The following is an 11,283-nucleotide window of genomic DNA, read 5'->3' as shown; positions in this document are numbered from 1 at the left end:
AAATAAAAAGGTAATTGAGGAATATATCCGTAACCAGTTAGTGGAGGACAAAAATTATGAGCAATTAACGATGAAAGAACTGATCGACCCGTTTACGGGTGAGTCGGTGAAAAAGGGCAGGTAAAGTAGCCCCTTTTCAGGGGCCGGCCCGAGGCAACACGCGGTTGGCAGACTTTCAGCGCGCCTTTGAGGCGCTTGCTTGCAACATGCCCTTATAGGGCTAATGGAAGCCACCGGCTAAGCCGGTGGTTATGACTACGTTTGGCGGGGATCATCCGCCCGTTCTTGCAAGCGCAGCGAAAGTCGGGCATGCTATGGAGAGGTGTGATGGACGAGGAGGCTGAAGGGATGTTTCACCCAACCGTCTTCGATAATGTGAAAGTGGTCCTGGAAGGGGCCGTGTATGACTGCGATTTCGAAGGGGCGATTCTGGTAACCGATCGTTCCGACATCATGGATATGGCGACGTTTCACCGGTTGTTTGACATCGAATTTTGCCTGGCACATGCCGCCGCCCGGGACAAGCCGGTGACCGCCCGGATTCAGCTGCGCACGACGCTTGCCGACATCGCCGCCGAACAATTGGAGCAGCCTTTGACGGAGCGGATCGGGTGCATGATCTGCATTCACTTCCGGATGTTCATTCGGGATGTTGCGCAGGAGGCGGCAGCCATCTCGCGGGCGTTGAACGATATCTGGGGCAACCGTCCGCATATCACCCAATTCGTGGGTGCCCGCCTTGACGAGCATTGGCTGCGGTGGCCGCCGGAGCTGTACGAGACCAGGGTGACGCTCGATTTCCAGCGCAAGATCGATGAAGGCAACATCGAGGACATGCGCCGCCTTGTGGACCACTGCGTAGCCTCCCTGGACGCGCTGGAACAGCTGCAGCGCCTGTAATGCATAGAATGTGCCCGTCCCCTGTAAACAGGCAGGGCAAACATGGTATACTAAACACCAGTTGAATAGTGAACCTTCAGGGCAGGGTGAAATTCCCGACCGGCGGTGATGACCCATGTGTCTGAGCCCGCGACTCGCTGGTACGTACAGCGACTGACTTGGTGAACATTCCAAGGCCGACGGTATAGTCCGGATGGGAGAAGGTGAACGAGCTTTGCGGCTGCTATGGGGGCAGTCCGATCGATGGAAAGGAAGACGTGGATCGGGCAGGTTTTCAAAAAACAGCGGCTGCAAGGCTTATTTCCCTGTGTCCTGAACGCTGTTTCAGGACTTTTCCTTTTTTTGAGGTCCATTATTCACGGTTTTCATCCCAACAGGGAAAGGAGGACGTGTCATGCTGGATGCCCACTATATGTCGCTCGCGATTCAACTGGCCAAAGGGGCGATCGGCCAGACCAGCCCCAATCCGCTGGTCGGTGCAGTGGTGGTCAAGGATGGAGAGATCGTCGGCATGGGAGCCCATCTGAAGGCCGGAGAAGCCCACGCGGAGGTGCATGCGCTGCGGATGGCCGGAGAAAAGGCGCGGCAGGCCACGCTCTACGTCACGCTGGAACCATGCAGCCATCACGGTCGGACGCCGCCCTGCTGCGATGCGATTCTGCAGGCGGGCATCTCGCGCGTGGTCATTGCGACAGTCGATCCCAATCCGCTGGTGGCCGGCCGCGGCATCGCCCGGCTTCGTGAGGCGGGTCTGGAGGTGAGCGTGGGTCTGCTGGAGCAGGAGGCCCGCCGCCTGAATGAAGCGTTTTTTCATTTTATCTCCACGGGAACGCCCTTTGTAACCGTGAAGACCGCCAGCACGCTGGACGGTAAAGTGGCGACGGAGACGGGACACAGCCGCTGGGTGTCGGGGGAAAAGGCCCGGGAAGAGGTGCATCTCATGCGCCACCGCCACGATGCCATCCTGGTGGGGGTAAATACGGTGATAGCCGACGATCCTGCGCTGACGGCCCGTCTGGACGGCACCGCCAGACAGCCGGTGCGGGTGATTCTGGACACCACCCTGCGCATTCCGCTCTCCGCCCAGGTGGTGACGGACGGCAAGGCCCCCACCTGGATCTTTACGACCCGGCGAGCCGCCAGGGAGAAGCGGGAAGCCCTGCAGCAGCATGGGGTGCGTATCATCAGCGACGAAGAGCGGGATCATGTGGATATCCATTGGGTGCTGCGCTGCCTGGGTGAACAGGGGATCACGACGCTGCTTGTGGAAGGCGGGTCGGCGGTAAACGGTGCCTTCCTGAACGCGCGGGCGATTCAGAAGGTGATCAGCTATCTGTCCCTCAAGCTGGTGGGGGGAGCCTCGGCGCCGACCCCGTTTGGCGCAGCCGGCATACCAACCATGGATGAGGCCATCCCGCTGAAAGAGGTGGAAGTGGAGCGGATCAGCGAGCATGATCTGCGCATCAGCGGCTATCCTGACTGGAAAGGGGGCATCTAGCCGATGTTTACGGGATTGGTGGAGGAGGTCGGCATTCTCGCGGGCATCGCGGGTGGCTCCCGGGCATGCACGCTGACGATTCAGGCCGCGAAGGTGCTGAAAGGGGTGCAGCTCGGGGACAGCATCGCGGTGAACGGGGTTTGCCTGACCGTCACCTCGTTTACTGCCCGTCATTTTACCGTTGACGTCATGCCGGAGACGCTGAAAAAGACCAATCTCGGCAAACTGGCGCCGGGACAGGCCGTCAATCTGGAGCGGGCGATGGCGCTGGGCGACCGCTTCGGAGGGCATATCGTCTCCGGACACGTGGATGGAACCGGGGTTGTTCTTTCTCGTAAAAACGATGCCAACGCGGTGCTTTTCCGGATCGAATGCGGGGCATCGCTGCTCCGGTACATGGTGCCGCGCGGGTCGGTCACGGTGGACGGCATCAGCCTGACCATCGTCGATGTGTGGGAGAGCGGGTTTTCCGTATCGATCATTCCGCACACCCTGGCCCATACCAGCTTGCGGGAACGGCAGCCCGGCGACCGGGTGAATCTGGAGTGCGACATCATTGCCAAATACGTGGAGCGCCTGCTTGACGGCTATCCCCGGCCGGAGCGGGAGCAGGGGCGCGCGGATCGCATCGGCATCGATTTTTTGCGGCAGCACGGTTTTGCATGAGTGGAGGGCCCCCACTGACACAGCATGCTCAGGGGTCCCCAAAAAGTACTCGGATTAAGCTTCGAAGGTCAACGTCACTTTTTGGGGTTAAGCACAGCTTAAGTCGGCGGGGTTTCCGACACAGGGAGGTGGACCATGTTTCATACGATAGAAGAAGCCCTGGAAGATCTGCGCCAGGGGAAAGCCATCATCGTGGTGGACGACGAGGATCGGGAAAACGAAGGGGATCTGCTCTGCTTGGCGGAAGCGGCGACACCGGAGATGATCAACTTCATGGTGACGCACGGCCGCGGCCTGGTATGCGTCCCCATCACGGAGGAGAGAGCCGCGGAGCTTCATCTGCAGCCGATGGTGGAGAACAATACGGATAAACAGGGTACGGCGTTTACCGTCTCCATTGACGAGATCGGGACGCATACCGGCATCTCCGCCTTTGAGCGCTCCCGCACCATTCAGGCGATGGTCAATCCGGCGACGAGGGCGGAGCATTTCCGGCGGCCCGGACACATTTTCCCCTTAATCGCCAAAAAGGGGGGAGTCTTGCGGCGGGCCGGACACACGGAAGCTGCGGTCGATCTGGCCCGGCTGGCGGGAGCCTATCCGGCCGGCGTCATTTGCGAAATCCTGAACGAAGACGGCACGATGGCGCGTCTGCCCCAGCTGCAGGAGATCGCCCGGCGCTTCGGGCTGAAGCTGATCTCGATCGAGGCGCTGATCCGGTATCGGACGCGGAATGAATGCTTGATCAAACGGGAAGTGGAAGTCTCCCTTCCGAGCGCATACGGGGAGTTCCGCCTGGTGGCGTACACCAACGAAGTGGACGGGAAGGAGCATGTCGCTCTGGTCAAGGGGGAGATTCGCCCCGACGAACCCACATTGGTGCGCGTTCACTCCGAGTGTCTGACCGGCGATGTGTTCGGGTCGTTTCGCTGCGACTGCGGGCCGCAGCTGCATGCGGCGCTTGGGCAGATCGAGCGGGCGGGCAAAGGCGTGCTGCTCTACATGCGGCAGGAAGGGCGCGGCATCGGCCTGATCAACAAGCTGCGGGCGTACAAGCTGCAGGAGGAAGGGTTTGACACGGTGGAGGCCAACGAGAAGCTGGGCTTTCCCCCCGACTTGCGGGAATACGGCATCGGCGCCCAAATCCTGCGCGATCTGGGCGTGGGAAAAATCAGGCTGCTGACCAACAATCCCCGCAAAATCCGCGGCTTGAACGGGTATGGGCTGGAAGTGGTGGACCGCGTGCCGATCGAGGTGCCGGCCCATCCGCACAATCGGCATTATTTGCAGACCAAACACGACAAACTGGGACATCTGCTCAACTTGGTGAAGGAGTGAATCGGGCATGCGCATTTATGAAGGGCATTTGGTAGGGACAGGCTTGAGAATCGGGATCGTGGCCGGCCGCTTCAACGAGTTTATCGTCAGCAAGCTGGTGGCAGGCGCAGCGGATGCGCTGAAACGGCACGGCGTGCATGAAGAGGATGTAGAGCTGGCATGGGTGCCGGGGGCTTTCGAAATCCCCCTGATCGCCCGCAAAATGGCGGAGTCGGGCAAATATGACGCCGTCATTACCCTGGGGGCGGTCATTCGCGGGTCTACTCCCCATTTTGACTATGTGTGCAGCGAGTGTGCCAAAGGCGTAGCCAGCGCCTCGCTGTCAACCGGCATTCCCGTCATCTTTGGCGTGCTGACCACCGAAAGCATCGAGCAGGCGATTGAGCGCGCAGGCACCAAAGCCGGGAACAAGGGCTGGGAAGCGGCGGTCGCGGCGATCGAAATGGCCAATTTGAGCCGACAATGGTAGGAAGGAAAACCGGAACCCGGCTGCAGAAACGCATGCCGGGTTCCGGCCGTTGTACGCCGGCTTGAACCGGTTTTTTCTTTACAATGCTGATGTCATGTTTTATAACATAGATATCGCATTGCTGTATGGGAGGCGTTCTTTGCATGCTGCTGTTCTTTTCCGGATTTCTTTTATCCCTCTCGCTCTGCCTGGATCTGGGCATCGTCAATGTGGCCTTGCTCCGCTCCGGGTTGCAGCGCGGATTCCTGCCGGCGCTCCTGATCGGGGTGGGTTCCAGCTTTGGCGACCTGTTTTATGCGGTTCTCTCCATGGTGGGCATCTCCTATCTGCTGGAGCATCGGATCGTGCGATGGATCCTGTGGCTCGGCGGGTCGGCCGTCCTTCTCTGGATGAGCTGGCAGATGGTGCGCGAGATGAGAAAGCCGAAGGAAATCGATTGGCAGGGTGACGTCCCCGCACGCTCCTTGTGGAAAGATTTTGTCTGGGGAGCGGGATTGGCCCTGGCTTCGCCATCAGCCATCCTCTGGTTTGCGACCATCGGCGGCAGTGTCATCGCCGCCTCGCAGGGAGAAACGCAGACGTCGCTGGTTCTCTTCTTTGCCGGCTTTTTCTGCGCCGGTCTCGTCTGGTCCGCTGTGATCTCTTATCTGGCCGCGAAAGGGGGAAAGTTGATGGGGCCGGGAATCATTCGCGGTTTCTCGCTGGCTTCCGCCGTCCTGTTCTTTTATTTTGCCTGCAAGGTGTTTTATAACGGCTATCATACGCTCTTGTAAACGAAAATGCTGGTATCGGGAGGAGGCTTCACAGGCGCGCGTCCCGTTTATCGTTGCGATCTCCTCCTGAGACCAGGTGCCAAATTACGTCAAAAAAAGTCAGGATAAGCGATCCTGACTTCATGTTTGTTGCCAAGCGTTATTTTGTCTTTGTTTCCTGAACGGAGGCAGCCTGTACGGCAGCCTTTTTCGCCGGAGCCGGAGCCCCTGTGGCGATTGTCTTTTGCGCCGGCAGCGCCACACGTATGGCACCCACGTAACGTTTGCTCCAGTAATACGGGTCTGTCAGTTTCGTCTTCACGACGCCTCTGCCCGATTCGGAGTGTACGAAGGTGTTGTTGCCGATGTAGATGCCCACATGGGAGATGCTGCGGCCGTTGGTGTTGAAGAACAGAAGGTCGCCAGGCTGCAGGTCTTTGCGGGCGACTTTTTGTCCCACCGTATACTGGCTCGCAGAGTTGTGCGGCAGATCTACACCCAGTTGGTTGAAGACGTAGCGTGTGAATCCGGAGCAGTCAAAACCATTCGGGCTGGTTCCTCCCGATTTGTAAGGTACGCCATACAGCTTCTTCACCGTGGACATCAGGAGGCTTTCCTCGGCGAAGGCGGAATGGCTCCCAACCAGCAGGAGTCCAGCGACAAGCAAAAACTGAACACACTTACGCAACTTCTGCTGCCCCTTTCTTGAGCCTACGAGGTTAGCTGATGGGTTCGGTCGAAAGGTGCCCTAGGCCGTCGAGACAGCCATTCACCCCTGAGGTTGCCCGCACAGGTTGTCGAACAATCCTCCAAAACGTGGTTCCCCCGCTTCCGTTTTACGGAACTCGGCTTCATTCGATATTTTTTTACACGCCAAACTACCAATTCGAGATCGTCCAGCTATTTCCTTTTTGTTGCTGAAATGTTCACAAATTTGTCACAAATACCCTGCATAAACATGAAACGTCTGGCAAAACCACCTCCCTTCGGCAGCCGGCGATGATCTATCCGGTTGCAGGAGTATGCTGCCTCCGCCCGCAGACCGAGAGAAAAACCAACCGCTCGCCCGTTATCCGCTTTTGCAGGGCCGTCTACAATGAGGGTGTACGACGCAGTAGATGAAATGGAGGGATGGTGCATGAGCGAGCGGTCTGGGAAGGTGCTTCTCGGGCTGATCCTGCTGATTGTGGGTGCGATGCTGATCCTGGATATCCTGGGGATCGATACCGGCGACCTGCTTGGGCTGTTGATCCCCGGAGCGATCATGCTGTATGGGGCGAAACGGCTCCTGCAGACGGGATCGGCCGGCAAGAAAGGGTGGGGCGCGTTTGTCTTCGTCTTCGGCCTCCTCATGCTGATCGGCAAGCTGGAGCTGCTGTTCAGCTGTCTGTTGGCCATCATCATCATGGTGGTCGGCTACCGGCTGTTGAGACGCCGGCCGGCCCCTGCTGTCAGGATGCCGGATATCGGCGAGCGGCATTGGGCCCACAGCATGCTGAAGGAGGACGCCTTGGATCGTTGGGAAAAAGAGCTGCAGGCTCGTCGACAACAATTTTAAGTAGTGTAAGGAAACCGATCTGAATGGTATGATTAAAGGAGGAAAAAAAGATGGGTATTTTCAAACGTCTGCGTGATTTGACCGTGGCTTCGGTGAATGATCTGATCGATTCGATGGAAGATCCGATTGTGATGCTGACACAATATATGAGAGATATGGAAGTGGAAATCGGACAAGCGGAAGTGGCGGTTGCCCGTCAGGTTGCCCTGGAGAAACGGTTCCGTCAGCAGTGGGAAGAGGCTGCGGCGATGGCCGCCAAGCGCGATCGCCAGGTGAAACTGGCCCTGAGCGAGGGAGAAGACGAAGTGGCGCGCCGCGCATTGATTGACCAGAAACGCTATGAAGCAAGGGCGCAGGAATACGAGGCCCTGTACAAGCAGGCTGCGGATGCGGCGGCGCAGATGCGCGAGAAGCTGGCAGAGCTGAAAGACGAGTTTTACAAGATGCGGGCCAAAAAATACGCCCTGATGTCCCGCGCGCAGCTGGCCCAGGCGAAAAAGCAGGTGAACCAGGCCATCGTTGGCTTCTGCAGCGAATCGGCCTCCCGGGGTTTCGCCCGCATGGAGGAAAAAGTGATCCGCATGGAAGCGGAAGCGGAGATGAGCGGGGAGTGGCGCCTGGTTCCTCCCGCCCCAAGCGCGGTGAATCACGATGACATCGACGCCGAGCTCGCCCGCATCAAAGCCTCCCTGGTTGGGCAGGGCGCGGAGCATCACAAGAAAGAACAAGGAATGAATGGGGACGCGTTGAATAACTAATGATAGACAGCAGCCTGTGTCATGCGGGCTGCTTTTCCCCTAGGAGGTCACCCTTGATTACGGACATGATCGTCTTTTTGAAACGCTTTCTTTCTGAACCTGGCAGAGTCGGCAGCGTGGCACCGAGCTCGCGCTTCCTATGCAAAGAAATGATGAAACGGGTTCCCTGGCATGCCGCCCGTACGATCGTCGAGCTGGGGCCGGGGACGGGGGCTTTTACAGGCGCGATTCTGCGGAAAAAGCGTCCTGACGCCATCTTTTTTGTGATCGAGCGTGACCTGCAATTTCGCAAGCTGCTGGAATCCCGTTTTCCCGGCTTGATCGTCAAGCGCGAGGCGATGCAACTGAACAGCTATCTGGCCGAGATGAAGCTGGAGCAAGTGGATGCCATCATTTCAGGCCTGCCGTTCGCGATCTTTTCGCCGGAATTGCGGACGGCCATCCTGGATGAGGTCGTCAAGGCGCTGGCGCCGGGAGGAGTGTTTGTGACGTTTCAATACTCCCTGCAGCTTCATGATGAACTGCAGCAGCGGTTCTCGACGGTTGAAATCGGATTTACAGCGCTGAACATCCCCCCCGCTTTTATCTATATGTGCCGCAAATAAGGCTGGCATGCTTGACTCGAAGAGAGGAGACAGACGTGAAATTATCTCGCTTGCACACAATGCTTGGCGGAATTGCCATCATGATAGCCGGAATCGGCATGTTCCTGGATGCGCTCGGGATCATTTCCTTCAATATCTTTTCCCTGTGGCCGCTCATCCTGGTTTATTTCGGATTGAAAAACTGGTCGAACGGTAAACGCCTCTCCGGGGGAATCTTGACGGGGCTCGGAACGCTATTCCTTTTACAAATATGGTTCGACATGGATTTTGAGAACGTGTTCGGGATGCTCATTTCCCTCGTGCTGATCTATGTGGGGTTCCGGCTGCTTCGTTCGCGCGGGCCGCGTTTCCCGTTTCCGCCGCCGAACCAGGACCCGGAGCGGCCGGTGACAGGGGAAGCCGTCGATCCCGCCTTTGCCCGCCATTACGCAAAATGGGCGCACATCGATCCGTTCGAACGGTGGAAGCTGGGGATGAACGCACCGTGGCACCACGGTCACCGGTTCTCCTGCAAAAACAGCCGCAGTGCGCTCATCGGCGATTTTCACCTGACTTCCGGGCGGTTTGAACTCACCCGCATGTTTATCTGGCACGGGATCGGCAATGTCGTCATCGATCTGTCGCGCGCGGTGATCCAGGAAGAGGAGGCGGCGATTATCATCAAGGGATGGGTCGGCGACATCACCGTTTATGTGCCGGTCGATCTCCCCGTCGCCGTGGAAGCGGAGGTAAATGTCGGCGATTTGGCCGTCTTTGGTCATCACCAGGGAGGGCTGAACCGGCACGTCTCGCTGCGCTCCGACTCTTTCGACGAAGCCGCGAAAAAAGTAACGCTCAACATCAGCCTGCTTCTGGGCGATATTGACGTGAAGTACATCTAGGGGGGTGTACTCGCGATGGGACGGCAGAGCAGGCTGACCAGCATCCAGTGGCGGTTTGTCAAGCAGGGCTTGATGCTGACGGCGGGTGTCAATGTCTTTCTTTTCCTCCTGTGGCTGGCGTTCGTCCTGCTGGTGCAGGACAAACCCGCCGTGATCATGTTTTTTTCCACGTATCTCGGGGTCGATCTCCTGGAGATCATGAACTGGAAGATTCTGCTGTTTATTCTGATCGTTTCGGTGTCGGCTTCGTCGTTGATCGGGATGGTGACAGGCTATATCGCCGGCAACCTGTTGAAGAAACGGCTGCATGTGCTGTGGGAAGCCGCCATGAACCTGGAGCGCGGGGTGCTTTCCTACCGCGTGCCCGATCTCGGAGTGGACGAGCTGGGAGAGATCGGCTGGCAGTTTAACCGGTTGGCGGCCAAATGGGAGGAGCAGGTGGCTTCCCTGCAGCGGCTTTCCAATCACAATGCCGAACTGGGCGAACAGCTGCGCCAGTCGGCGGTGACCGAAGAGCGGCAGCGTCTGGCCCGGGAGCTGCACGATGCGGTGAGTCAGCAGCTGTTTGCCATCGCCATGACGACCGCCGCGATCAAGCGGATGATCGGGATCAATCCGCAGCGGGCCGCCCAGCAGATCGAACTGGTGGAAGAGATGGCGGCCGCCGCTCAGGCGGAGATGAGGGCGCTGCTTTTGCATCTTCGGCCGGCAACCCTGCAGGATCGGTCGCTGCGCGAGGCGATGATCGAGCTTCTTGAGGAACTGAGCCAGAAGCAGTCGCTCGGCATATCCTGGGAAATTGAAGAGATTCCCGACCTCCCGACCGGCATCGAGGATCATCTGTTCCGCATCCTGCAGGAAGCCCTTTCCAATACGCTGCGCCATGCGCGGGCCAAGCAAATTGTCGTCAAGCTTTTCACCATGCAGGGACAGGTGCGCCTGCGCGTCGCGGACGATGGCATCGGCTTTGATCCTGAAGATGAAAAAATGATCTCTTACGGACTGAGAACCATGCGGGAGAGGGTTAATGAGCTGGGCGGCGCGATGGAGATTTACTCCTCCATCGGCCAGGGCACCCAAATCGAAGTGCGCATTCCCCTGATGCTGCAGACGGAAACGAAGGAGGGCGTGAATCCATGATCCGAGTCTTGTTGGTCGATGACCATGAAATGGTACGGATGGGGCTGGCTGCCTACTTGTCCACCGAAGAAGATATCGAAGTGGTGGCGGAAGCATCCAGCGGCGAAGAAGGCGTGAAGCTCGCCGGACAGCTTCAGCCCGATGTCATTTTGATGGATCTGGTGATGGAGGGAATCGGCGGGATCGAAGCGACCCGGCGGATCAGGGAGATTTGTCCCAACGCCAAGGTGATCGTCCTGACAAGCTTCATCGATGACGAGAAGGTGTATCCCGTCATCGAGGCGGGGGCGTTCAGCTATCTCCTGAAAACCTCGCGCGCTGCGGAGATTGTCCGGGCCATCCGCTCGGCCATGGCAGGCGAACCGATCCTGGAATCGCGGGTAGCCGGCAAGATCATGGCCCGCTTCCGTCACGGCCAGCAGCCGAGCCCGCACGAACAGCTGACCCCGCGCGAACTGGAAGTGTTGAAGCTGATCGGCCAGGGCAAATCGAATCAGGAAATCGCCGATGAACTGATCATCGGGATCAAGACGGTGAAAACGCACGTCAGCAATATCCTGGCCAAGCTGAATGTGGAAGACCGCACCCAGGCGGCCATCTACGTGCACACGCACAATCTGCAATAGCGGTGGATCGCCCGTCCGCTCCTCATGGACGGGTTTTCATTTTCCGCAGGATCAAAGCCCCGGGTGGCGATTTATGGATAGCGGCGCGAAAG

At 58.3% G+C, this 11,283-nt stretch carries 13 protein-coding genes, 1 pseudogene and 2 riboswitches; of the genes and pseudogenes, 13 read left to right on the top strand and 1 reads right to left on the bottom strand.

The features are described from left to right. The 7 genes and pseudogenes from G3578_RS21050 to G3578_RS19900 all read left to right on the top strand — a co-directional run. Positions 1 to 124, top strand: a pseudogene (locus G3578_RS21050) (IS200/IS605 family transposase); the annotation flags it as partial. Between the two features lie 224 nt (positions 125 to 348). Then, positions 349 to 900: a hypothetical protein gene (locus G3578_RS19925; RefSeq protein WP_165215414.1), complete on the top strand. Its 552-nt coding sequence runs from the start codon at positions 349 to 351 to the stop codon at positions 898 to 900. A gap of 68 nt (positions 901 to 968) precedes the next feature. Then, a riboswitch (FMN riboswitch) is annotated at positions 969 to 1,109 on the top strand. A gap of 185 nt (positions 1,110 to 1,294) precedes the next feature. After that, positions 1,295 to 2,398, top strand: coding sequence for a bifunctional diaminohydroxyphosphoribosylaminopyrimidine deaminase/5-amino-6-(5-phosphoribosylamino)uracil reductase RibD (gene ribD / locus G3578_RS19920; RefSeq protein ID WP_165215412.1), 1,104 nt, complete (start codon positions 1,295 to 1,297; stop codon positions 2,396 to 2,398). A 3-nt stretch (positions 2,399 to 2,401) separates the two neighbouring features. Continuing rightward, on the top strand, positions 2,402 to 3,064 hold the full coding sequence (locus G3578_RS19915) for a riboflavin synthase (protein WP_165215410.1): 663 nt from the start codon (positions 2,402 to 2,404) through the stop codon (positions 3,062 to 3,064). Between the two features lie 135 nt (positions 3,065 to 3,199). Continuing rightward, positions 3,200 to 4,402, top strand: coding sequence for a bifunctional 3,4-dihydroxy-2-butanone-4-phosphate synthase/GTP cyclohydrolase II (locus tag G3578_RS19910; RefSeq protein ID WP_165215408.1), 1,203 nt, complete (start codon positions 3,200 to 3,202; stop codon positions 4,400 to 4,402). A gap of 7 nt (positions 4,403 to 4,409) precedes the next feature. Next, complete coding sequence (gene ribH / locus G3578_RS19905; RefSeq protein ID WP_165215406.1) at positions 4,410 to 4,871, top strand: 6,7-dimethyl-8-ribityllumazine synthase; 462 nt, start codon at positions 4,410 to 4,412, stop codon at positions 4,869 to 4,871. Between the two features lie 143 nt (positions 4,872 to 5,014). Beyond that, positions 5,015 to 5,644, top strand: coding sequence for a LysE family translocator (locus G3578_RS19900; RefSeq protein WP_165215403.1), 630 nt, complete (start codon positions 5,015 to 5,017; stop codon positions 5,642 to 5,644). Positions 5,645 to 5,783: 139 nt separating this feature from the next. Here G3578_RS19900 and G3578_RS19895 read toward each other — a convergent pair whose 3' ends face one another. Next, on the bottom strand, positions 5,784 to 6,311 hold the full coding sequence (locus G3578_RS19895) for a C40 family peptidase (protein ID WP_165215401.1): 528 nt from the start codon (positions 6,309 to 6,311) through the stop codon (positions 5,784 to 5,786). 5 nt (positions 6,312 to 6,316) lie between these two features. After that, positions 6,317 to 6,484: riboswitch (cyclic di-AMP (ydaO/yuaA leader) on the bottom strand. A 277-nt stretch (positions 6,485 to 6,761) separates the two neighbouring features. On the opposite strand from G3578_RS19895, the gene G3578_RS19890 reads away from it, so the two are divergent. The 6 genes from G3578_RS19890 to G3578_RS19865 are packed head-to-tail and all read left to right on the top strand — an operon-like array spanning position 6,762 to position 11,191. Beyond that, positions 6,762 to 7,181, top strand: a complete 420-nt coding sequence (locus G3578_RS19890; protein ID WP_165215398.1) for a LiaF transmembrane domain-containing protein — start codon at positions 6,762 to 6,764, stop codon at positions 7,179 to 7,181. 50 nt (positions 7,182 to 7,231) lie between these two features. After that, entirely contained in the window at positions 7,232 to 7,939 is a 708-nt protein-coding gene (locus G3578_RS19885; RefSeq protein WP_165215396.1) for a PspA/IM30 family protein, read from the top strand. 56 nt (positions 7,940 to 7,995) lie between these two features. Then, entirely contained in the window at positions 7,996 to 8,544 is a 549-nt protein-coding gene (locus tag G3578_RS19880) for a methyltransferase (RefSeq protein WP_165215426.1), read from the top strand. 35 nt (positions 8,545 to 8,579) lie between these two features. Continuing rightward, positions 8,580 to 9,425 (top strand): cell wall-active antibiotics response protein LiaF, encoded by an 846-nt coding sequence (liaF, locus tag G3578_RS19875; protein ID WP_165215393.1) that lies wholly within the window; start codon positions 8,580 to 8,582, stop codon positions 9,423 to 9,425. Between the two features lie 15 nt (positions 9,426 to 9,440). Continuing rightward, positions 9,441 to 10,565, top strand: a complete 1,125-nt coding sequence (locus G3578_RS19870; protein WP_165215391.1) for a sensor histidine kinase — start codon at positions 9,441 to 9,443, stop codon at positions 10,563 to 10,565. Beyond that, complete coding sequence (locus tag G3578_RS19865; RefSeq protein ID WP_165215388.1) at positions 10,562 to 11,191, top strand: response regulator; 630 nt, start codon at positions 10,562 to 10,564, stop codon at positions 11,189 to 11,191. Before G3578_RS19870 ends, G3578_RS19865 begins: the two co-directional genes overlap by 4 nt. Positions 11,192 to 11,283 lie beyond the last annotated feature (92 nt).

Origin of the sequence: Brevibacillus sp. SYP-B805, from assembly GCF_011059135.1 — a bacterium.
Lineage (GTDB): Bacteria > Bacillota > Bacilli > Brevibacillales > Brevibacillaceae > Brevibacillus_F.
This window is presented reverse-complemented; position numbering and strand designations above follow the sequence as displayed.